Below are 23,988 nucleotides of genomic sequence, written 5' to 3'. Positions count from 1 at the left end.
ACTACTTGTTGTTGATGCACTGCGACTGCACCGCGTAGCGCACGGTGCGCAAGGTGCCCTGGCTGTCTTCGAAGGTCATCAGCCGCGGCACCACCTCGCAGGTGCGCGGGTCGCCCGATTGGCGCACGAGGCGGGCAACGTCGAGCTTCATGCCGTAGCGGTAGTCGACGATCTCCGGCATGGGCTTCGCCCGTTTGGCCGCATAGGCCGCCACGGCCTGCTGGTGGTCCGCCAGCAGCTGTTCGCTGTCCAGCCTGGAAAAGCCGCTGGCCTGGGTCGAGAGGGAAAGCGCCAGCAGGGCGGCGGTCAGGGTCGGTCGTAGCATGGTCGTGCCTCCGAAAGGTTCGTTTCGCAGACCACGCTAGCGATGCCCGGCCAACAGGGGCATGACGGCCGGGTTACAGATATGAAAGCTGGGCGTGTACGCAGGTCCCCCGGTTGCGCATGACACGATTGTAATGCCCCCATCACCTTCCCGTTATCCGCCAGCGGCGAGCATCAGGCTCGGCCAATGGGGCTGGGTGCGTGCGCATCTGGCCAGACCAGGGATGCTCCAGCGCCAGGGCCTGACAACAAGAACAGCCGCAATCGAAGGAGCAGTGGATGAAGAGCAATCCGACACTTTCCCTGGCCGCCCTGGTGGCGCTGGCCGGCTTCGGCCCGGCGGCCTGGGCCGCAGAAGAGCAGAAGGAAGGGTTCATCGAAGGCAGCCGCCTGAGCGTGCTCAACCGCAATTACTATTTCAATCGCGACCATCGCGATGGCCCGGCCCCCACCTACAACAGCGGCAAGGACAGCGGCAATGGCTACTCCGAGGCCTGGGCCCATGCCGTGATCACCCGCTTCGAGTCCGGTTTCACCCAAGGCACGGTGGGCGTCGGGGTGGACGCCTTCGCCATGCTCGGGCTCAAGCTCGACACCGGTGGCGGGCGCAACGGTGGGCGCAGCTCGTTCGACGTGCTGCCGGTGGACCGCGATGGCCAGGCCCGCGACGAATACAGCAAGCTCGGCGGCGCGGCCAAGGTGCGCCTGTTCGACACCGTGCTGCGGGTGGGCGATGTGTTCCCGGTCAACCCGGTGGTGGCGGCCGGCGACTCGCGGCTGTTGCCGGAAAGCTTTCGCGGCGTGACGCTGGAGAACACCAGTGTGCAAGGCCTGACGCTGCAGGGCGGGCGCCTGCACGCCATGAGCCAGCCGGTGTCCAGCGACTTGCGCGACAACTTCGTGACGTTCTACGGCGGTCCGGTGGATTCACCGTGGATCGCCTACGGCGGTGGCGACTACGCGATCAACGAAAACGTCAGCGTCAGCCTGTTCGGCAGTCGCTTGAAGGATGTGTGGAACCAGTACTACGCCGGCACCAGCGTGACCTGGCCGCTGTCCGACGAGCTGGCGCTGATCGGCGGGTTCAATTTCTACAACGCCAGGGAGGAAGGGCGGCAGCGCCTGGGCCAGTTCGACAACGACATCTGGAGCGCCAAGCTCGGCGTGCGCTACGGCGCCCATACCCTGGCGCTGACCCACCAGCGCAACAACGGCGACGACGACTTCGACTACCTGCGCCAGTCCGATTCGATCTTCCTCGACAACTCCATCCAGTACAGCGACTTCAACTCGCCGAAAGAGCGCTCATGGATGCTGCGCTATGACCTGAACATGGCCGCCTACGGTGTACCGGGGCTGTCGTTCATGACCCGCTATGGCCGCGGCAGCGATGCCGACTACAGCCATGCCAACGCCTACTACATGCGCCGCGACGGCAACGGCGACCCGCTCACCGAGCAGAAGCGCTGGGAGCGCGACATCGAGGTCAAGTACGTGGTGCAGACTGGCGCGGCCAAGGACCTGGCACTGCGCGTGCGCCAGGCCACCACCCGGGCGACGGCCTTCGAGTCGGACCTGGACGAGGTGCGGGTGATCGTCGAGTACCCGTTGTCGATTCTCTGATCGGCACCTGTTCGACGGACGTGTTGCGGCCCCCGGCGATGAGGCCCGTACGGGAAACCTAACACCATGTTAGGAACGGCTGTTGATGGTCAGTGGCCGAACGCTTTCAGGCTGCCCTTGCGGCTCGCTTCATAGGCTTCCCGCGCCATGGGTTGTGCCTGCGGGTTGCCCAGGTCTTCCATTGCCAGCCGGTGGGTTTCCGGTGCCAGGTAGGCGGCCAGCGCGCACACGCAGGTGATGAGGAACGCCAGCCCGCCGACCACCAGCGGGATATTGTCCGAACCCGGCGGCGCGACCGCGGCGAACAACGCCGGCAGCATGGCGGTGATCATGGTGCCGAGGTTCTGCGCGATGGCCATGGCCGAGACCCGGTAGCGGGTGTGGAACAGCTCCGGATAGAAGCTCGGGAACACCGCGTTGTAGCCCTGGTAGACCATGCCCCACATGACGATCGAGGCGGCGAAGGCCAGCGGCACGTTCTGGATGCTGATCGCATACAGGTAGACGAACGCCAGCAGGCCCGAGCCCAGGCAGCCAGCGATCATGGTCGGGCGCCGGCCGATCCTGTCGCTGAGGTTGCCGACGAAGGGGATCACCAGCACCGCGACGATGTTGCCCACCACCGGGATCCACAGGTACACGCTCTTGTCGAAGCCGATACCGTAGGCCGGCTGCACCGCGTAGGCGGCGCCGAAGATGGTGGCGACCACCGGGATCACGTTCATCAGCGCCATGAACATCACCAGCACCATGTGCTTCCAGCTGTGGCGGAAGGCCTCGCTGATCGGCGACTTGGCCACCTTGTCCTGTTGCTCTTCCTGGACGAAGGCCGGGGTCTCGTGGACCTCCTTGCGGATGATGAAGCCAGCCACCAGCACCAGCGCGCTCATCAGGAACGGAATGCGCCAGCCCCAGTCGTTGAAGGCCTCGCTGGGCATGAAGTAGGCCAGCGGCAGGAACACCGCGGCGGCCATCACCTGGCCGGCCTGCACCCCTTGCAGGGTGTAGCTGGCGTAGTAGCCACGGCGGCCGAACGGCGCGTGTTCCATGATCATCGAGCTGGCGCCGGAGATCTCGCCGGCCACGGCGAAGCCCTGGACCAGGCGCAGCAGCACCAGCAGCGCCGGGGCCAGCAGGCCGACATCGTGGTAGGTCGGCAGCAGGCCCACGGCCATGGTCGACAGGCCCATGAGGAACATGCACAGCAGCAGCACGTTCTTGCGTCCGCGGGTGTCGCCCCAGTGGCCAAGCACGAAGGCGCCGACCGGGCGCGCCAGGTAACCCACGCCGTAGGTGGCCAGCGAGGCGATGATGGCCATCTTCGGGTCGGCGGACGGGAAGAAGATCTGCGGGAAGATCAGCGCCGCGGCCTGGGCGTAGATGAAGAAGTCGTAGTACTCGAGGGCAGAGCCGATCCATCCGCTGGCGGTGGCTTTCTTGGCTTGGGAGCTTGAGCGGGCCATGTTGTCTCCGTTGTTCTTGTCAGGGGCCGGATTGGTCAGCGCTTGAGGCGCGGGCAGGGGCTGTGTGGAGAAGACGAACGAGGCGGCGCGGATCGCAGGGCGAGCAAGGTGTGCATAGTTCGGTACCCGTTTTCTTGAACTTATTATGTGGTGACGTTGGGTAGTGCAGCGCAGGTTCCGCCGAACGACCGGCGTGGCGGCGAGAAGGGCTGGCGGGCCTGCGACTGGTGTTCATGGTTGTTCACGGGGGTGGGTGAAGCAATTCGCTGGAACGGGTTTTGTTCGGTAATCGAACAAAAAACTAACTGTTCCGTACAAAGTTCGTTGCCGGGGCGACTTTACCTGCGAATAATCGATCGTGCCAGGCCTCACTCAATAACAAGGAACACCCGCCATGCACCGTTCGATCGCCACCGTTTCCTTGAGCGGCACCCTGCCGGAAAAACTCGAAGCCATCGCCGCCGCCGGTTTCGACGGCGTCGAGATCTTCGAGAACGATCTGCTGTACTACGCCGGCAGCCCCCGCGAGGTGCGCCAGTTGTGCGCCGACCTGGGGCTGGCCATCACCCTGTTCCAGCCGTTCCGCGATTTCGAGGGCTGCCGCCGTGACCGCCTGCGCAAGAACCTCGACCGCGCCGAGCGCAAGTTCGACCTGATGCAGGAACTGGGCACCGACCTGGTGCTGGTGTGCAGCAATGTCCAGCCAGACGCCCTGGGCGATGAACAGCTGCTGGTGGATGACCTGCGCCTGCTCGCCGAGCATGCCGGCGCGCGGGGCCTGCGCATCGGCTACGAGGCCCTGGCCTGGGGTCGCCACGTCAATACCTGGCAACAGGTGTGGAACCTGGTGCGCCAGGCCGACCACCCGGCGCTGGGGGTGATCCTCGACAGCTTCCATACGCTGTCGCTCAAGGGCGACCCCAGCGGTATCCGCGATATCCCCGGCGAGAAGATCTTCTTCGTGCAGATGGCCGACGCGCCGATCCTGGCCATGGACGTGCTGGAGTGGAGCCGGCACTTCCGCTGCTTCCCCGGGCAGGGGGAAATGGACCTGGCGGGCTTCCTCGCGCCGATCCTGGCCAGCGGCTATCGCGGCCCGTTGTCGCTGGAGATCTTCAATGACGGTTTCCGCGCGGCGCCACCCCGGCAGAACGCCGCCGATGGCCTGCGCTCGCTGCTGTACCTGGAGGAAAAGACCCGCCGTCAGCTCGAGCGCGAGGCGCGGGCGGTCGAGCCGGGCGTGCTGTTCGCGCCGCCGGCCGCCAGCCGCTACGACGGCGTGGAGTTCCTCGAGTTCGCCGTCGACGAGGCGGTCGGCGCACGCCTGGGCGCATGGCTCAAGCGCCTGGGCTTCGCCGAGGCCGGCGAGCACCGCAGCAAGGCCGTGCGTCTGCTGCGCCAGGGCGATATCAACATCGTCCTCAACGGCGAACCTTATTCGTTTGCCCACAACTTCTTCGAAGCCCATGGCCCGTCGCTGTGCGCCACGGCGTTGCGGGTCAACGCTGGCCAGGACGCCCTGCAGCGCGCCATGGCCTACCGTGGCCAGCCGTTCCGCGGCCTGGTCGGCCCCAACGAGCGCGAGATCCCGGCGGTGCGCGCACCGGACGGCAGCCTGTTGTACCTGGTGCAGCCCGATGGCAACGGCCAGACCCTCTACGACACCGATTTCCGCCTGGACCCGACAGCCCGCGCCAGTGGTGGCCTCAAGCGTATCGACCACATGGCCCTGGCGTTGCCGGCCGAGGCCCTGGACAGTTGGGTGCTGTTCTACAAGAGCCTGTTCGACTTCACCGCCGACGACGAGGTGGTGTTGCCCGACCCCTATGGCCTGGTCAAGAGCCGTGCCCTGCGCAGCCATTGCGGCACCCTGCGGCTGCCACTGAACATCTCGGAGAACCGCAACACCGCCATCGCCCATGCCCTGGACAGCTATCGCGGCTCTGGCGTGCATCACGTCGCCTTCGACTGCGACGACATCTTCCGCGAGGTGGCCAGGGCCAAGGAGGCCGGCGTGCCGTTGCTGGAGATCCCGCTGAACTACTACGACGACCTGGCGGCGCGCTTCGACTTCGACGACGAGTTCCTCAGCGAGCTGGCGTACTACAACGTGCTGTACGACCGTGATGCCCAGGGCGGCGAGCTGTTCCACGTGTACACCGAGCCGTTCGAGGGGCGTTTCTTCTTCGAAATCCTGCAGCGCAGGGGCGGCTATGCCGGCTATGGCGCGGCCAACGTGGCGGTGCGCCTGGCAGCGATGGCCAAGGCGCGCAGCGGGGCAGGGCGCAAGGTGGTGTTGTGAGCCAGGGCCTTGCCCGGCGACGGGGCCCCTAGGCCAAACCTGAGCAGCCGACCAACACCGCGCTTCCCAGCATCGCCCGGCTCACGGATAATCGCCCGGATTACTACAACGAGCCTGTGAGTCGGTATGAGTGATTCGGTCGTCAAGCCTGAAGTCGAAGGCCTGCGCAAGACGCGCAAGAACAATCCGGAAAAGACCCGCGAGAACATTCTCCAGGCCGCCATCACCGAGTTCGTCCAGCAGGGCCTGGCGGGTGCCCGGGTCGATGCCATCGCCGAGCGCACCGCCACCTCCAAGCGCATGATCTACTACTACTTCGGCAGCAAGGAGCAGTTGTACGTCGAGTGCCTGGTCAAGCTCTACGGCGACATCCGCAAGACCGAGCACAGCCTGGACCTCGACTCGCTGGCGCCCGAGCAGGCGATCCAGCGCCTGGTGGAGTTCACCTTCGACCACCACGCCAACAACGTCGATTTCGTGCGTATCGTCTGCACCGAGAACATCCACTACGGCGAGTACGTCAAGCAGTCGCCGGTGATCCGCGAGATGAGCAGCATGGTGCTCGACGCGCTGGGCAAGATCCTCGCCCGTGGCGTTGCCCAGGGCGTGTTCCGCCCCGGCATCGAAGTGATCGACCTGCATATGCTGATGAGCTCGTTCTGCTTCTACCGGGTGTCCAACCGCCATACCTTTGGCGACATCTTCCAGATCGACCTGTCCGACGAGCAGATCAAGCAACGCCATAAGCAGGTGATCTGCGAGGCGGTGATGCGTTACATCAAGGCCTGAATGCAGGCGCGGGGCAGCCTTGCTCCCTAGTTCGTGGGAGCGGACTTGCCCCGCAATTAACTCTCTGGCGACTAGAACCTGGCGAAATGCGCCTGCATCCGCGCGGCATCCGCCGGGCGCCCACTGAACAGCTCGAACGCCTTGACCGCCTGGAACACCGCCATGGTGCCGCCATCGAGGGTGCGGCAGCCCAAGGCCCGGGCCTGGCGCAACAACTCGGTCTCCAGCGGGAAATAGATGATCTCCGCCACCCATAGCCGTGCGTGCAGCAACGCCGGCGGCAAGGGAGTGCCCGGCAGCTTGGCCATGCCCACCGGCGTGGTGTTGACCAGGCCATCGGCGCCGGCCAGGGTCTCGCCCAGATCGCTGCCGAGCATGGCACGGCCAGCGCCGAAGCGCTGCGTGAGATTGTCCACCAGCGCCTGGGCACGGGCCGGGTCCACCTCGAACACGTGCAGTTGCTCGACGCCTTCGGCCAACAGTGCGTGAGCCACCGCCGCGCCCGCGCCTCCCGCGCCCAACTGCACCACGCGCCGTCTGGCCACCCCGGGCAGGCCCCGGCGCAGACCTTCGGCGAAGCCCAGGCAGTCGGTGTTGTGGCCGACCCGCCTGCCATCACGCAGCACCACGGTGTTCACCGCGCCAATACCACGGGCCTCGTCCGACAGTTCGTCGAGCAACGGCAGGATCGCCTGCTTGAACGGGTAGGTGATGTTGAGCCCGCTGAACCCGGTGCGTTGGGCCGCGTCGAGCAACGCGGGCAGGGCGCTGTCGTCCAGGCCTAGCTGGTCGGCGTCGATCAGCCGGTACAGGTAGCGCAGCGCCTGGGCGTCGCCTTCGTGTTCGTGCAGCGCCGGCGTGCGCGAAGCCTGGATGCCACGGCCGATGAGGCCGGCAAGGATACCTTGGGCGCTCATGCCGCGTGCTCGCGCAGCTGTTCGCTGAAGTAGCCCAGGGCCATGCGGTAGCCCTGGCTGCCAAGGCCGCAAATGACTCCCACGGCGATGCTGGAGACGAACGACAGGTGGCGGAACGGCTCGCGCTTGTGCACGTTGGACAGGTGCACCTCGATCACCGGCAACTCGCAGGCCACCAGGGCATCGCGGATGGCCACCGAGGTGTGGGTCCAGGCGGCGGGGTTGATCACGATGCCGTGGCAGCGGCCACGGGCGGCGTGAATCCAGTCGAGCAGCTCGCCTTCGTGGTTGGTCTGGCGGAACTCCAGTTCCAGGCCCAGCTCGCGAGCGCTGGCGGCGCACAGGCTGGCCAGGTCGGCGAGGGTTTCATGGCCGTACTGGGCGGGTTCGCGGGTGCCCAGCAGGTTGAGGTTGGGGCCGTTGAGCACGAGTATTCGGGGTGTCATGGCGGGTATCGCTTTGTTGTTTTTGAATAGCTCGATATTTGTACTATCTGGTTAGTTTCGTCAAATCCCGGAGAGTTGAAAACGGGCGATTATCGAACTCGCGCTGCTGGCTTTGTCGCGGGGCAAGGGGCCAGAAAACACAGCGACCATGCCCGAGCAAAACACTCGGCTAAGCTTGTCTTCCAGGCGCACGGAATGACCAAAACGGGAGAGCACATGAACATCCAAAAAACGCCCAGATGGGCATTGGCGGCCCTCACCCTGGCCCTGGGGCTGCATGCCCACGCCGCCGACAGCAAGCGCGTCGATGTGCTGCTGGTGGGCGGCGGCATCATGAGTTCCACCCTGGCGGTGTGGCTCAACGAGCTGGAGCCGGGTTGGTCGATGCAGATGGTCGAGCGCCTGGACAAGGTGGCCGAGGAAAGCTCCAACGGCTGGAACAACGCCGGCACCGGCCACTCGGCGCTGGCCGAACTCAACTACACGCCGGAGAAGGACGGCAAGATCGACATCAGCAAGGCGGTGGAGATCAACGAGTCGTTCCAGGTCACCCGTCAGTTCCTCGCCTGGCAGGTCAAGCAGGGCGTGCTGAAGAACCCGCGCTCGTTCATCAACACCACCCCGCACATGAGTTTCGTCTGGGGCGATGACAACATCCGCTTCCTCAAGAAGCGCTACGAGGCGTTGCAGGCCAGCCCGCTGTTCAAGCCGATGCAGTATTCCGAGGACCACGCGCAGATCGCCAAATGGGTGCCGCTGATGATGCAAGGGCGCGACCCCAATCAGAAGCTCGCCGTCACCTGGACGCCGATCGGCACCGATGTCAATTTCGGCGAGATCACCCGCCAGTACGTGGGCTACCTGCAGACCCGGCCGAACTTCGACCTCAAGCTGTCCAGCGAGGTGCAGGACATCACCCGCAACGACGACGGCAGCTGGCACGTCGAGTACAAGAACCTCAAGGATGGCGGCACCGCGACCACCGACGCCAAGTTCCTGTTCATCGGTGCCGGCGGCGCCGCGTTGCACCTGCTGCAGAAGTCGGGCATCGACGAGGCCAAGGACTACGCCGGCTTCCCGGTGGGCGGCTCGTTCCTGGTCACCGACAACCCGGCCATCGCCCAGCGCCACATGGCCAAGGCCTACGGCATCGCCGCCACCGGCGCGCCGCCCATGTCGGTGCCGCACCTGGACACCCGGGTGCTCGACGGCAAGCGCATGATCCTGTTCGGGCCGTTCGCCACCTTCTCCACCAAGTTCCTCAAGGAGGGCTCGCTGCTCGACCTGTTCGCCAGCATGTCGCTGCACAACACCTGGCCGATGGTGCGGGTGGGGGTGCGCGAGTTCGACCTGGTGCAATACTTGATCGGCCAGTTGATGCAGTCCGATGATGACCGCTTCGCCGCCTTGCAGACCTACTTCCCCGAAGCGAAGAAGGAAGACTGGCGCCTGTGGCAGGCCGGGCAGCGGGTGCAGATCATCAAGAAGGACGACAACCTGGGCGGGGTGCTGAAGCTGGGCACCGAGGTGGTCACCGCCAAGGACGGCAGCATCGCCGGGTTGCTCGGCGCCTCGCCGGGCGCCTCGACCGCGCCGCCGATCATGCTCGATCTGCTGAACAAGGTGTTCAAGGACAAGGTGGCCACGCCTGAGTGGCAGGCAAAGATCAAGCAGATCATCCCGTCCTACGGCATCCGCCTGAACGAGCACCCCGACAAGGTCCAGGAAGAGTGGACCTATACCAGCGAACTCCTGCAACTGGCATCGCCCAGCGAGGTGGCCGCGCCCTGAGCGGCTGCCCGCTCGCCGGCAAGCCGGCTCCCACAGCACGGCACCAGACTGCAGGTCGGCGCGGTCGGTGTGGGAGCCGGCTTGCCGGCGATGCGTCGCGTCAGCGGCGCTTGGGTTTGCCAGGAACGATAGCCAACCTGTCAGGTTGAACCGGTCGACAGCGGTTGCATCTTTTTTCACCCTCACCGTAAACACCCGAGTGTGCCACTGCTCAACCTCCGGACTGCTCCCACCCGTAGCGTCTGGCCCCGCCTCCATCGCCTGCGCGTAAGCCTGAAAAAACGCCTCCCGACACCCGAGTCTTTGCCCGTCGAACTCCCGATGTTTTTTCCTTTGCCTGTCACCACAAGCTGCGAATGTTGGCCCCGTGGACAGGCCTCAGCCCCTCTGGATCAGGGTATACGGCCTGTGGCCACGGCAATGCGCGACCCACTCAACGTATGAACACGACGATAGGAGATTGCTTCATGTTTAAGCGTACTGTGATCGCCGCCTCCCTGGTGGCTGCTACCCTGGCTTCGGCCCAATCCATGGCTGCTGTTGTCGGTGGCGGCGCCACCCTGCCGGAAAACCTCTACAACGGCACCTCGAGCCTGCCGCGCCTGCTGCCGGCCGACTTCAGCTACACCGGTGTCGGCAGCGGTGGCGGCAAGACGGCGTTCCTGACCAACGCAGCGGCCTCGATCAACCAGCCAGCCGGCACCAACGTCGACTTCGCCGGCAGCGACTCGGTGCTGAGCGCTTCGGAGCTGTCGACCTACAACAGCAGCAAGGCCGCCACCTGGGGCAAGCTGGTGCAGATCCCATCGGTGGGCACCTCCGTTGCCATTCCCTACAAGAAGTCGGGCGTGACCAACCTGCAACTGACCGGCGCCCAGCTGTGCGGCGTGTTCTCCGGTACTACCACCACCTGGGGCCAGCTGCTGGGCACCGCCGACGCCACGCCGATCAAGGTCATCTACCGTTCCGGCAGCAGCGGCACCACCGAGCTGCTGTCGCGCTTCCTGGCTGACTCCTGCCCATCGTCCTTCGTGGTCAGCAGCACCTTCACCACCGCCAACGTCGGCAGCGAACCGGCCACCTGGCAAGCCGTCGCCGGCAGCGCCGACGTGGTCAACGCGGTCAACGCCACCGATGGCACCATCGGCTACGTCAGCCCTGACTTTGTCGCCACCGGCAACAACGCCGTGGTCGCCCGTGTCAGCAAGAACGCCATGGCCGCCGGCACCGCGCCACTGCCAACCGCCGCCAACGCCCGCACCGCCCTGGGTACCGCTGTCGCCCCGAGCACCGCCGCCGACCGCGCCGACCCAAGCAAGTGGGTACCGATCTTCAACGCCGGTGGCGTGGTACCGACTTCGGGCTACCCGATCGTCGGCTACACCAACCTGCTGGTCGGCCAGTGCTACCAGACCGCCGCCGATGCCACCGCCATCCGTAGCTTCCTGAACGATCTGTACACCGGTGCCAAGGCCGCCACCATCGCCCAGCACTCCTTCGTCAGCCTGCCGGCCGCCTACGCCGCCGAGATCAAGAAGGTGTTCCTGGACAACGGCTACAACGAAGGCACCGACATCGCCAACGCTTCGGTCTGCAACGGTATCGGCCGTCTGTAAGCATCACGCGAAGCGCCAGGCCCGCAACGGGCTGACAACCGACGGTGGCCGGCACGGCACCGTCGGTTTTCGCGTGTGCGCGTACCCCAGGCAGATGAACTTTGCATGACAAAACTTCGGTCCGCGCCCGGGCCGACTGCCTTATGGCAAAGCGGCATCACCGCCGCACCGACCTGCCTTCCATGACCCTGCACAAGGAACCCTGCAATGTCGCGCGGCCAGCACCAGCCAGACCTACCAGCCACCGTCGCCCACCAGCGTCGCCAGCCTGCAGGCCACGCGCCGATGCTGCTCAAGCCCCTGGCCCAGGCCATCGCGCTGCTGATGCTGGCGGGCACGGCCCAGGCCGCGCAGCCGTTCAGCTCGGCCTGGTTCGCGGCCAAGGGCGCCGCGCCCGCGGCCGGTGGCGGCGCTGCAGGCGGCCAAGTGCAGCTGCCCGGCGCGCCGCCACCGCTGGCCCAGCAGCAGCGCCTGCAGCAGCGGTTCCAGCGCTCCCTGGGCAACCTCGACAACACCGTGGCCGCCATCGCCGCGCAGCAGGCGGCGCAGGCCGCCGGCCGCACCCTGGCGCAGGTGCAGCCGCAGACCGTGCCCAACGGCCTGGGCGAGGGCGGCCTGAAGGTCGACGAGAACCCGCTGACCAAGGGTTGGCAGAACGCCAAGGCGCCGCAGCAGAGCCAGGTGGGCGGCAAGACCCAGGTGTTGATCGAACAGACCGCCGACAAGGCGATCCTCAACTGGGAGACCTTCAACGTCGGCCGCGATACCACGGTCAAGTTCGACCAGCAGGCGCAGTGGGCGGTGCTTAACCGGGTCAACGACCCCAATGCCCGGCCGAGCCAGATCCACGGCCAGATCGAGGCCCAGGGCACGGTGATGCTGGTCAACCGCAATGGCGTGGTATTCAACGGCAGCAGCCAGGTCAACGTGCGCAACCTGGTGGCGGCGGCGGCGCAGGTCAGCGACGAGCAGTTCCGCGAGCGCGGGCTGTATGTAGACAGCAACGGCAGCCAGGCCACCTTCACCCAGGCCGGCGGCAAGGTCGTGGTGCAACGGGGCGCGCAACTGCAGACCCGCGCCCCAGCCACCTCCACCGAGGGCGGCGGCTATGTGCTGCTGCTGGGCAGCGAGGTGAACAACGAAGGCCAGATCATCACGCCCCAGGGCCAGTCAGCGCTTGCCGCCGGTGACGACTTCTACATCCGCCGGGGCAGGGGCACCCAGGCCAATGCCTTCTCCACCACCCGTGGCAACGAGGTCGCCAGCAGCCTGAAGCCCGGCAGCAGCGCCGGCAGCGTGGTCAACAACGGACTGATCCAGGCGGCGGGCGGTGATATCACCCTGACCGGCCATGCCGTGCGCCAGGACGGCGTGGCCCTGGCCAGCACCACGGTGGATCGGCGCGGCAGCATTCACCTGCTCAACTCGGCCAGTGACGCCAGTGGCACGGTGAGTTTCGGCAAGGGCAGCGTCACTGCCGTACTGCTCGACGACAGTCAGGCCCTGGACAGCCAGCGCGAGGCCTCGCGGCAGAGTGTGGATGGGGTCAGCGGCAACAATGCCACGGGCCGCTTCGACAACCTGAGCAAGGTCATCGACCGCCCCGAGCAGTCGCGGGTGGAGGTGGTCAGCGGCGGCACCGTGCATTTCCAGGAAGGCGCCCTGACCCTGGCCACCGGCGGTCAGGTGGCCGTCAGTGCCGGGCTGCGCAGCCTGGTGGACGATGGCGCGCGCATCGACGTGGCCGGGGCCCTCGGGGTCAAGGTGGCGATGGAAAGCAATGTCATCAAGATCAATGTGCAGGGCAACGAACAGCGCGATGCGGCCGGCAACCGTGACAAGGGCGGCCTGATCAACCGCGATGTGTGGGTGGACGTGCGTGAGCTGGTGCATGTCGAGAAAGGCATCAACGGCTATGCCAGCGAGCGCTGGTACACCGCCGGTGGCCTGCTCGAGGTGGGCGGTTACCTGGGCACGCGCAACCACAGCGTCGGCGAGTGGATGGCCCAGGGCGGCACGGTGACCTTCACCGGCCAGGACCTGGTGACCCGCGCCGGCGCCGAGATCAACCTGTCCGGCGGCACCCTGGCGGTGCAGGACGGCTACATCCGCCAGAGCTGGCTGCGCGGTGAGGACGGTCGCCTTTACGAACTGTCGAAGGCCCCGGGCGACCTGCTCTACACCGGCCTGTACAACGGCTACGAGGCGCACAGCGCGCGCTGGGACCAGACCCGCACCTTCTACAATCCGCTGATTGCCCCCGGCCAGCGTTACGAGCAGGGTTATACCGTGGGGCGCGACGCCGGCAGCCTGGTGGTGGCGACCCAGAGCGCGCTGCTCGACGGCCAGCTGATCGGCCAGACCTGGCAGGACGAGCGCCAGGTGCAGGCGCCGGTTCGCGGGCGCGACGGCTATCGCCAGGTGCACACCGCCCGGGCCCAGGGCGCGCAACTGGTGATCGGCCAACAGCTGCCCGGCTACCTCAGCGACGCCAAGGAGCTGGGCTTCAGCCTGACCCCGGTCATGCAGCAGGTGCTGATACGCCAGGGCACCGGGGGGCAGAGCGCCGACGTCGGCCTGCAGGCACCTTTGGACGAGCGGCGCCGTGGCCAGCTGGCACTCGACAGCGACTGGCTCAACGGATTGGAACTGGGTGGTTTGAGCGTTGCCGCCCAGCGGCGCATCGAGGTCGATGATGCCGTGCGCCTGGCCGATGGCGGCAGCCTGACGCTCTATACCCCGCAGGTCCAGGTCAATGCCGACCTGACCGCCAGGGGCGGGCAGATGGTCCTGGGCGATGTGCTCCGCCAGCGTGTTCTCGCCAGCCTGCAGGACCAGGCGCTGGCCACCCCGGCAGGGCTGCGCGCGCAGGTCGGCGTGGCCGCCGGGGTGCGCCTGGATGTCAGCGGTCTGCGCAGCGAGGGCACGGACCCAGGCGAGCGCGCCTGGCGCAACGGTGGCAGCCTGAGCCTGCGCAGCAGCGGCGATGTGCTGCTGGACAGCGGCAGCGTGCTGGACGTGTCCGGCGGTGTGGTACGCCGCGAGGGCAACCGCCTGCTCGGTGGCAGTGGCGGCAACCTGACCTTGCAGAGCAGCGCGCTGGACAACACCGGTACCGGGCGCATGCGCCTCGACGGCGAGCTGCGCGGCTACGGCAGCAGTGGCGCAGGCACCCTCACCGTGGCCGCCGAGCGGGTGAGCGTGGGGGGCAGCGCGCAGGGCGAGACCGGCGTGCACCTGGCCGAGGATTTCTTCAACCGTGGTTTTGCGCATTACGCCATCACCGGCAACCATGGCCTGAGTGTGGCCGCCGGCAGCCGTATCGACGTCACCCGACCGGTGGAGCAGCTCGACGCCAGCCGGCCGCTCGGCGATCCGGCGCTGATCGTGTTGGCGCCGCTGTTGGCGCAGAACGCGGTGGCTGGCCAGCTGGAGCCGCGCGCCGGCGCGAGCCTGGCCCTGGCGGCGGGTGATAGCCGCTTCGACCAGGCGAGCCGTGAAGCGGCGGTGCTCGAGGTCGGGCGCGGCGCGACGATCAGCGTTGACCCCTTGCAGTCCATCAGCTTGACCAGCACCGCGCAGTTGAACCTGAACGGTACCCTCAATGCCTGGGGCGGCAGTGTCAGCCTGCTGCAGCAATGGTTGCCGACCATGGACTCCGGCGTGACGGAAGGGGCGCACCAGCGCTCGATCCGCCTGGGTGACCAGGCCCTGATCGATGTGTCCGGGCGGGCGGTCACCGCCCTGGATGCGCAAGGTCGCCGTTATGGGCGGGTCGACGCTGGCGGCAGCATCGTCATCGGCGGGCAGATCGACCATGACCAGGGCACCAGCAACGGCGCCTACCTGTTCCTGGACATGGCCGATGGCGCTCGCCTGCGCGCCGATGGTGCTCAGGCCACGCTGGATATCCGTGGCCAGGGGCCGTTGGCCATGGCCAGCAACGGTGGGCGCATCAGCCTGGCATCGAGCCACGGGCTACGCCTGAACGGCGGCTTCAGCGCCGCTTCCGGTGGTCTCGGCGCCGCAGGCGGAAGTCTGGAGGTGGCGCTGGATAGCGGTCTCTACCTCAACGGTAGCCTGGTCGACGGAGTCAAGGCTCCCCGCGAGCTGGTCCTTGCCCAGGGCGCGGCCAACGTCGAGGACGGCACGCTGCGCTATGGCCAGGGAAGGCTAGACGTCGCCAGGATCAACGCAGGGGGTTTCGACAGCCTCTCGCTGCTCAGCGACGGCGTGGTGGCGTTCGACGGTGACCTCGACCTGCGCATGGCCCGCAGCCTGCAGCTGTACACCGGCTCGCTGGTGCTGGCCCAAGGGAGCGCCGGCGACGCCCGCGTCCACCTGCAAGCGCCCTATGTGCGGCTTGCCGGCAGCAACCATCACAACACGGATGCCGCGATCCGGCCGACAATCAAGGGCGGGCTGTCCACGCAGGACAGTACGGCGCAGCTACAGGTCGATGCTCATCTGCTGGATCTGCGCGATGCGCTGACCTTGGGCGCTCATGGCAGCCTGGCCTTGACCGCGGGGCGCACGCTGGACTTCGACCGCCGTGGTTTCGTCCTGGGCAGCCTGCGCAGCGAGGGTGACCTGCGTGTGCTGGGCAAGGTCAACGATGGTATCGACCGTACTCTGTTGCGCAGTAATAGCGACCTGGAACTGCTCGCCGCGCAGATCTACCCGACCACCGGCGCCTTCGGCCAGATCGAGACGGGCAGCGACGCCACCTTGCGCATCGGCAGGGCCGGGCAAGGCACACCCGACCAGCCATTCTCGGTGTTCGGCCGGCTGGCGCTGGTCGCCGGCAAGGTCGAGCAGGGCGGTGTGCTGCGCGCGCCCCTGGGCGGGCTGTCGCTGGGGCAGGAAACGGGGGGCACCAAGTCCGTCACCCTGCTGCCGGGCAGCATCACCTCGGTCAGCGCGGCAGGGCTGGTCATGCCTTATGGCGGGACGGTGGATGGCCTGAGCTACCTGTTCGGAGGCCAGGCGGTGAAGTTGCTGGGCGCGGCGGGCGACAGCCTGTATGGGGTATCGCTCAACGGCAAGTCCATCGACATCCGCCAGGACGCGCTGATCGACCTGTCCGGAGGCGGCACGCTGACCGGCGCCGGCTTCGTTTCCGGGCGTGGCGGCTCTACCGACGCCCGCTACCATCCGCTGATGCAACTCGATGGCGAGGGCCGCCTGGTCCTGCCCACGCTGGGCAGCAACCCGGTCTACGCCATTGTGCCGAGCTTCACCGGCCCTTATGCGCCGGTGACCGGCGAGGCCGGCGTGACGGCGCCGGGGATCGGCCAGCAGATCACCCTGGATGGCAGCGTTCCTGGCCTGGCGGCGGGCACCTACACCTTGCTGCCGGCCAGCTTTGCGCTGCTGCCGGGGGCGTTCCGGGTCGAGCTCAATGGCCTGGCCATGGCCGGGGGCAGCGCTGCCAGCCTGGCGATGCGCAACGGCTCCTGGACTACCACGGGCAGCCTGTCAGTGGCCAACACCGGTATCCGCCAGCCGCTGTCGAGCCAGGTGATCCTGACCTCGGGCGACGTGCTGCGGCGCTATTCGCAGTACAACGAAACCTCCTACGCGGCCTTCGCCCGTGCCGATGCCGTGGCCAAAGGCGTGCCGCGCGCGGCGATCGAGGCCGATGGCAAGTGGCTGAACCTGCGGGTGCAGGGCAACAACGAGGCCGCCAGTACCTTGCGTGTCGCCGGTCGGGTGAACTTCGCCGCCGCCGAAGGCGGTCATGCCGGCAGCGCGGCGGTGTTCGGCGCCCGTGGTCTTGAAGTGGTGGCCGATGGTGGCGCCGGCCAGGCCATTGGCGAGAACATCGCGGTGCTGTCGGCCCGCGAGCTCAATGCCCTGCAGGCACCCCGGCTGACCTTGGGCGGCCGCGCCAATGTGCTCTACGGCCAAGGCGGCAACCAGATGACCTTCCTTGAAGGCACCAGCGATATCTGGGTGCGTTCGGGCGCCGAGCTGCGGGTCGGCGAGGTGTTCCTGACCACCAACGATCCGCGCGGTGGCATCGTCGTCGAGCAGGGGGCCGGTATCGTTACCCTTGGCCGTGGCGCGGTGCCCTTCGGCGCCGATGACGGCTACTTCATCAACAGCAATGGCCGCGCCTTGCTGGCGGTGTCCAATGGCCGACTGGAAGTGGTGTCCTCGCCGCTAACCACCAGCGGGGCACCGGGCTCGATTGTCATTGGCGGCTGCAGTGCCGGCGGTTGCCAGGGCACCACCCGGCTGTACTCGGAAGGCTCGTTGTTCGCCGCTACCGACAAGACCTTCAGTCTCGGTGATGGCGTGGCCTTCGGCACCCGCCACCTGGGCCTGTCGGTCGGGCGCATCAACGTCGGCAGCGCCGAGGCGCTGGCCCAGGCCCTGGCCAACGGGGTCCTGGGTCAGGGCCTGACCCTCAACCAGCAGGTGCTCGACCGCCTGCTGCAGGGCAGCCCGGCCGATGGCGTACCAGCGCTGGAGACCCTGACGCTGGCGGCGTCTGATTCGCTGAACTTCTTCGGCACCACGGCGCTCGACACCTACGACCCGGTAACCGGCAAGAACCGCTTGCAGGCCCTGGTCCTCGGGGTGCCGGCCATCCATGGCAGTGGTCTGGCCGGCGACCAGGCGACCATCCGCACCGAGCGTCTGATCTGGAGCGGTGCCCGCAACACCGCAGGGGCGCCGATCGCGGGTGGGGCCGGCAGTGGCGATGGCGTGTTGGCCATCCGCGTCAAAGACCTGGAGTTCGGCTATGGCGCCAACAGCCAGCCCGACGGCAGCGTCGAGATGGCGCGCCAGATCCTGGGCTTCAGCCGCGTGGAACTGCACGCCAGCCACCAGGTGACGGCCAACCACAAAGGCAGCCTGCTGATTCATCACCGCCGTGGCGACTACCAGGCCGGCGGCGGCTTTGCCTACAGCGGTGGCGACCTGCTGGTGGACACGCCGTTGTGGACCGGCACCGCCGGTTCGCTCAACCGCATCGAGGCCGGTGGCACCCTGCGTGTGCAGGGCGGTGCGGGTACGCTGGCCAGCGGTCGTGAGGCGTTGGGGGCCGAGTTGAGTCTCAAGGCGCGACAACTGCTGGTCGATGGCACCTTCAGCCTGCCCAGCGGCCGCCTGACCTTGCAGGCCGTGGACGACCTGCGTCTGGGCGACGCCGCGCGGGTGGACCTGGCCGGGCGCACCCTGACCTTCAATGATGTGACCCAGTACAGCTGGGGCGGCGAGCTGGTGCTCGGCAGCCAGTTCGGCAACATTCACCAGGCCGCCGGCGCGCTGATCGACCTCAGCGCCCGCAACAACCGCGCCGGTCGCCTGAGCGCCATCGCCCTGGGTGAGCAGGGCGGGGGCGTCGAGTTGCTCGGCCGGATTCTTGGTGCGGCCGGCGGCCAGTATGATGCCGCCGGCACTCTGGTCCCTTACGCGGGCGGGGCAGTCGATATCCGTGCCCGGCACCTGGACGACTTTACCGGATTGAACCAGCGCCTGAACCGGGACCAGGTGTTCGGCGCGCGCAGCTTCCAGATCAAGCAGGGCGACCTGGTGATCGGCGACGAGCTCAAGGCACGGCAGATCAACGTGTCGCTGGATCATGGCCAGCTCAGGGTCGAGGGCCATGTCGATGCCAGCGGCGAGCAGGTCGGCAGCATCCGCCTGGCCGCCGGACGTGGCCTGACCCTCGGCGCCGGGGCGTTGCTCGACGCCCACGGCAGTGTGCTGCGGGTCGACAGCTACGGCGCGATCATCGATGCGCCGAACCGTGCCGTGGTCGAGCTCAACAGCGGCCAGGGCCAGTTGACCCTGGCCAGCGGCGCGCGCATCGACCTGCGTCACGGCACTGCTTCCGGGCAGGGCGATGGTCGGCCACGGGGCACCCTGGAGCTGATCGCCCCGCGCCTGGGCAGCGATACGGCGGGCGACATCGCCATCGACGTGCGTGGTCCGGTGGACATTCTCGGCGCGCGCTCCATCGCCGTGATCGGCAACCAGCGCTACACCGACGCGGCGCCGGGCGGCACCTCGGCCAGTGGCCGGCCGATCCAGCTCATCGACCAGGACTACCTGACCCGCAAGCACGACCTGAGTGTGCTGTTCATCGACAACCTGCTGCGCAACCGCGACCTGCTCGATGTGCGCCTGGCCGGGCTGAACAACGCCCGCTACGCCCAGGCCCTGCACCTGCGACCGGGCGTGGAGATCGCCACGGTCGATGCCGGCACCGACCTGGTGGTGCAGGGCGACCTGGACCTGTCCGGCCATCGCTACGCCAGCCTCAACCCGCTGACGCCGAAGACTGCCGTTCACGGCTCGGGCGAGGTGGGCAACCTGGTACTGCGCGCCGGCGGCAACCTGGAGGTGTATGGCAGCATCAGCGACGGCTTCATGCCGGTGGACCTGGCCACCGACGACACACGCACGGACGGCAAGGGCTGGTTGCTGGTGCCTGGTAAACAGCCCTTCGACAGCGACCTGGTGATCCCGCGCAGCGGTGTCGAGCTGGCCGAGGGCACGCTGTTCCCCGAAGGCAGCCTGCTCAATTTCGACCTGCCGTTCGCCGCAACTACCTTGCCGGCCAACCTGCGCCTGCCCAGCGCCATGACCCTGTCGACGCCACTGACCCTGCCTGCGGGCACGGTGCTCGAGGCTGCGGTACGCGACGCTGGCGGCAACATGTTGTACGCCGCTGGCACGCTGCTGCGCGAGGCGCTCACCCTGGGTTCGGGCACGCGCCTGGACGCTGGCAGCCGCCTGCCAGTCAGCGTGGCCGTGCAGGGCGGCATCTGGAGCAAGGGCATCGCCCTGCCCAGTGGCGGCCTGACCCAAGGCAGCGCGCTTACCCTGGCCGTGGGCTCGCGGCTGCCGGCGGGCACCGATGTCAAGCTCGCCGCAGGCGTAGATCTGATCGAGCTGCGCCCCGCAAGCAATGGCCAGCAGAGGCGCAACTGGGCGCTGGCGCAGATGCTGCCGCAAGGTTCGCAATCCTGGTCGATGCGCCTGGTGGCCGGCGCCGACCTGGAAGCCGCCGACAGTCGCATCACGCGTCCCGACACCGATGCCGGCGTGCTGCGCCTGGCCGACCTGCACTACATTGCGCAACAGAAACGCACGGGGGGCGAGGGTTCGGGGACCGGCCTGGTCTGGGGGGAGCGCAACACCTTCGGCATGGAGCCGGGCACCCCCGTGGCACCGGAGGACCTGGTGATGTGCGAGAACGAAGGCTGGTGCGAGCCTGCGGTCAAGGTCATCAAGGTCTGGGGCCCCGACAACACTTTCGGCATGGAGCCGGGCACCCCGGTGGCGCCGGAAGACCTGGTGATGTGCGAGATCGACGGCTGGTGCATGGACAAGGTGCTGGGCGGCAAGAAGATCTGGGTCTGGGGGCCGGACAACACCTTCGGCATGGAGCCCGGCACCCCCGTGGCCGAGGCCGACATGGAATTCTGCAGCATCCCCGGCTGGTGCCTGGAGATCGATGCGCCCACCGAGCCCGAGCGTATCGAGGTCACGCCGCAGACCTTGATGTTCAGCGTGCTGCGTACCGGAACCGGCGATCTGGACCTGCTCAGCGCCGGTGACTGGCGCATGGATTCGCTGTTCGGCGTCTACACCGCCGGCACCCAGGCCCCGTCGTTGCTGCGTGACGGCAGCGATCCTTACCAGGTCGCCCGTGGCCGGCTGGCCGACGGCAGCCTGCTCGGCGGCGCCGGCACGGCCTATGAAGCGTTGACTGCCAGCCTGTACCGCGCCTGGTATCCGGAGCAGGGCGGCAACCTGCGGATCGCCGCCGGAGGCGACCTGACGGGCAACCTGGTGGCGACCAGGACCGGCAGCGCCGTCGCCAGGCCGCAAGTGGCATCGGCCGCGGTGGGCAACTGGCTATGGCGCCAGGGACAGCCCAGCGCCGATACCCCGGCGGCCTGGTGGGTCAATTTCGGTACCTTCGCCCAGCAGCCCCAGGCCACGGTGGCCGAACCTTGGCTGGTGGGTTTCACCGGCATCGGCACCCTGGGCGGTGGCAACCTGGACGTCGGCGTGGGTGGCTCGGCTGGCTTGCTGCAGGCCAGCAACAGCGCGGGCGTGGAGGCCGAGCGCAGTCAGGGCTTGAACCTGGTGGTCGGCGGCAGCGGCCGCATCGCCGAGGATGGTCGCCTGGTGCAGACCGGCGGCGGCGACCTGAACCTGCGGGTGGCCGGCGGCATCAACCCGGCATCCGCGGCCCTGGAGATGGCGCGGGTCACCCCCGACCTGGGCGGTACGCTGGTCAACCTGCGCGGTGCCCTGAATGTCCAGGCGGGCAGCGTCGGGGTGGTCAGGCAGGTATATGGCAGCAGCTTCGCCTTCAATGACAGCAGCGAGTCGCGCGCCTACGACCCGTATACCTCGACCAAGGCCGCGGCGCTGGGTGGCCTGACGCTCATGCCCGGCGATGCTGCCGTGCGCCTGGACAGTCGGGGCGACCTGGTCGTGCAGGGGGTGGGTGACCCAGGCCGGGTACCGCAGTTCAACATGACCGGCTTCGTCGGCGGCAACGGTGTGCGCTATGCCGGGCAGGGCAGCAGCTGGTTCTCGCTGTGGCGCGAGACCACCGCTGTGGACCTGCTGGCCTTGGGCGGCAATATCACGCCGGTCAACATCGATGACGCCCGGCCAGGGCGCAACCTGCCGCTCTACGGCGGGCGGCTGTTCTACCCGACGGCGCTGCGTGTGTCGGCGGCCAATGGCAGCCTGTACTACGGCAGTTCGGCCAGTGAGCGGGGCGTCGCGACATCGGCGTACTCGCTGATGACCGCCCCGTCTGCGCGCAGCGCCCTGCAACTGATCGCGGGTGATTCGATCTATGCCGGTGGCTATGTGATCAGCCAGACCGGCACCGACACGTCAGCCATCGCCACGCCGCAGCGACCAGCCATGTTGGGCCAGGACTTCTCGTTCGTGTACCGGGCCGGCAACCTGAGCGGGGACGTTGCCGCCAGCCTGGATACGGCGCCGTTGTTCACCTATGGGCTGAACACTTACAGGGCCGGCCAGCGACCGCAGGCGCCTGCGCGCTTCTACGCCTTGACGGGGGACATCCTCGGCTTGAACACCGGCGAGATCATTGAATACCAGCGGACCGGGCTCAAGCTGTACCAGGGCGCTGGGCCGGTGCGGGTGATGGCCGGGCGCGATATCGTCAATGCCGGCAAGGCGCTGGGGACTGAGCGTTTCGGGGCGACGGCCATGGTGGCGGGGGATCAGGGCAACATCCATTCTTCGGGCAACCTTATCATCCATGGTGACGCGTTGGATGTCTCGCTGATCAGCGCCGGCCGCGACATTCGCTTGAGTACCTTCAATGTCGCTGGCCCCGGTCAGCTGGAGGTGATCGCCGGGGGCAACCTGTTCCAGTCCGGTCAGGGCGTGGGCTCGGCTTATCAGGAGGCGGCGATCAACAGTGTCGGTCGGGTCGATGGCAGCGGTGGCGGTAACGACGGCGCGGCCATCGCCATCGTTGTCGGCGCCGGCAAGACCGGGCCGGACTATACCCGCCTGCTCGAGCGTTACCTGGGCACGGAGCAGACCCCGACGGACCAGCCGTTCAAGGTCTACGACCAGGAGCTGCAGGCCTGGCTGCGCGAACGCTTCGGCTTCACCGGCGACAACGCCGCAAGCCGTGCCTATTTCGCCGCCTTGCCCGCCGAGCAGCAGCGCATCTTTGCCCGCCTGGTCTACTTCAGCGAGCTGCGCGAAGGCGGGCGCGAGTACAACGACGTCAACGGCCCGCGTACCGGCAGCTACCTGCGCGGTCGCCAGGCGATCGCCACGCTGTTCCCGGACAAGGACGTGGCCGGCAATCCGATCCGCTACGACGGCAGCGCCACCTTCTACGGCGGCGCGGGCATCCACACCGATTTCGGCGGCGGCATCCAGGTGCTGACCCCGGGTGGCCAGCAGGTGTTCGGCATCGAGGGCGAAGCGCCGCCGTCCACCGCCGGGGTGATCACCCAGGGCAGCGGCGACATCCAGCTGTACTCCCAGGGCAGCATCCTGCTCGGCCAGAGCCGGATCATGACCACCTTCGGCGGCTCGATCCTCGGCTGGTCGGCCCAGGGCGACATCAACGCCGGTCGCGGCTCGAAGACCACCGTGGTGTACACGCCGCCCAAGCGCACCTACGACCTGTGGGGCAATGTCGGCCTGGCGCCGAGCGTGCCGAGCACTGGTGCCGGTATCGCCACGCTCAACCCGATCGCCGAGGTGGCGCCGGGGGATATCGACCTGATCGCACCGTTGGGCACCATCGATGCCGGCGAGGCGGGTATCCGCGTGTCGGGCAACGTCAACATCGCCGCGCTGCAGGTGGTCAACGCTGCCAACATCCAGGTGCAGGGCGATGCCAAGGGCATGCCGGTGGTGGCCTCGGTGAATACCGGGGCGATCGCTTCGGCCAGCGCCGCGGCGTCGTCGGCGAGCCAGGCTGCCGAGGAGGCGGGCCGCCAGCAGCAGGCCGCGTCGCGCCAGCGCCAGCCATCGGTGATCACCGTGCAGGTGCTGGGCTTCGGTGGCGAGCGGCTGGTGCCGGGGCAGGACGGGGCGAGCCTCAACCCGCAGTACAACCGCCAGAGCCCGGTGCAGGTGTTGGGCGCAGGGGCGCTGGATGAGCGGGCCAAGGCGCAATTGACCGAGGAGGAGCGGGGCAACCTGTTGCTGTGAGGGGCCGCGCTACGGCCCCTG

At 67.6% G+C, this 23,988-nt stretch carries 10 protein-coding genes; 6 read left to right on the top strand and 4 right to left on the bottom strand.

The window, feature by feature from the left end:
- Position 1: 1 nt before the first annotated feature.
- Entirely contained in the window at positions 2-325 is a 324-nt protein-coding gene (locus tag CCOS191_RS15730) for a DUF2790 domain-containing protein (RefSeq protein WP_046856021.1), read from the bottom strand.
- A gap of 278 nt (positions 326-603) precedes the next feature.
- Here CCOS191_RS15730 and CCOS191_RS15725 point away from each other — a divergent pair, with 278 nt between their 5' ends.
- Positions 604-1,947, top strand: a complete 1,344-nt coding sequence (locus CCOS191_RS15725; protein WP_046856020.1) for an OprD family porin — start codon at positions 604-606, stop codon at positions 1,945-1,947.
- 89 nt (positions 1,948-2,036) lie between these two features.
- On the opposite strand, the gene CCOS191_RS15720 is transcribed toward CCOS191_RS15725, so the two are convergent.
- Entirely contained in the window at positions 2,037-3,410 is a 1,374-nt protein-coding gene (locus tag CCOS191_RS15720) for an MFS transporter (RefSeq protein ID WP_046856019.1), read from the bottom strand.
- Between the two features lie 394 nt (positions 3,411-3,804).
- Here CCOS191_RS15720 and quiC point away from each other — a divergent pair, with 394 nt between their 5' ends.
- Together quiC and CCOS191_RS15710 are read left to right on the top strand one after the other, a co-directional pair.
- Positions 3,805-5,712: a 3-dehydroshikimate dehydratase QuiC gene (gene quiC / locus CCOS191_RS15715; protein ID WP_046856018.1), complete on the top strand. Its 1,908-nt coding sequence runs from the start codon at positions 3,805-3,807 to the stop codon at positions 5,710-5,712.
- 126 nt (positions 5,713-5,838) lie between these two features.
- Complete coding sequence (locus CCOS191_RS15710; protein WP_038705885.1) at positions 5,839-6,501, top strand: TetR/AcrR family transcriptional regulator; 663 nt, start codon at positions 5,839-5,841, stop codon at positions 6,499-6,501.
- Between the two features lie 71 nt (positions 6,502-6,572).
- Here CCOS191_RS15710 and CCOS191_RS15705 read toward each other — a convergent pair whose 3' ends face one another.
- On the bottom strand, positions 6,573-7,418 hold the full coding sequence (locus tag CCOS191_RS15705) for a shikimate dehydrogenase (protein ID WP_046856017.1): 846 nt from the start codon (positions 7,416-7,418) through the stop codon (positions 6,573-6,575).
- Complete coding sequence (gene aroQ / locus CCOS191_RS15700) at positions 7,415-7,864, bottom strand: type II 3-dehydroquinate dehydratase (protein ID WP_046856016.1); 450 nt, start codon at positions 7,862-7,864, stop codon at positions 7,415-7,417. Before aroQ ends, CCOS191_RS15705 begins: the two co-directional genes overlap by 4 nt.
- Positions 7,865-8,080: 216 nt before the next feature.
- On the opposite strand from aroQ, the gene mqo reads away from it, so the two are divergent.
- From mqo to CCOS191_RS15685, 3 genes are all read left to right on the top strand, one after another.
- Positions 8,081-9,655 carry a malate dehydrogenase (quinone) gene (gene mqo, locus CCOS191_RS15695; protein ID WP_046856015.1) on the top strand — a complete coding sequence of 525 codons (1,575 nt, stop codon included), beginning with the start codon at positions 8,081-8,083 and terminating at the stop codon, positions 9,653-9,655.
- Between the two features lie 467 nt (positions 9,656-10,122).
- A complete protein-coding gene (locus CCOS191_RS15690) occupies positions 10,123-11,271 on the top strand; it encodes a substrate-binding domain-containing protein (protein ID WP_046856014.1) in 1,149 nt (382 codons plus the stop codon).
- Between the two features lie 207 nt (positions 11,272-11,478).
- Positions 11,479-23,967, top strand: coding sequence for a filamentous hemagglutinin family protein (locus CCOS191_RS15685; protein ID WP_046856013.1), 12,489 nt, complete (start codon positions 11,479-11,481; stop codon positions 23,965-23,967).
- The last annotated feature ends 21 nt before the right edge of the window (positions 23,968-23,988 follow it).

This window comes from Pseudomonas sp. CCOS 191, from assembly GCF_001007005.1.
GTDB classification, from domain to species: Bacteria; Pseudomonadota; Gammaproteobacteria; order Pseudomonadales; family Pseudomonadaceae; genus Aquipseudomonas; species Aquipseudomonas soli.
The sequence above is the reverse complement of the archived record's forward strand: the minus strand, read 5'-3'. Positions and strand labels throughout refer to the sequence as shown.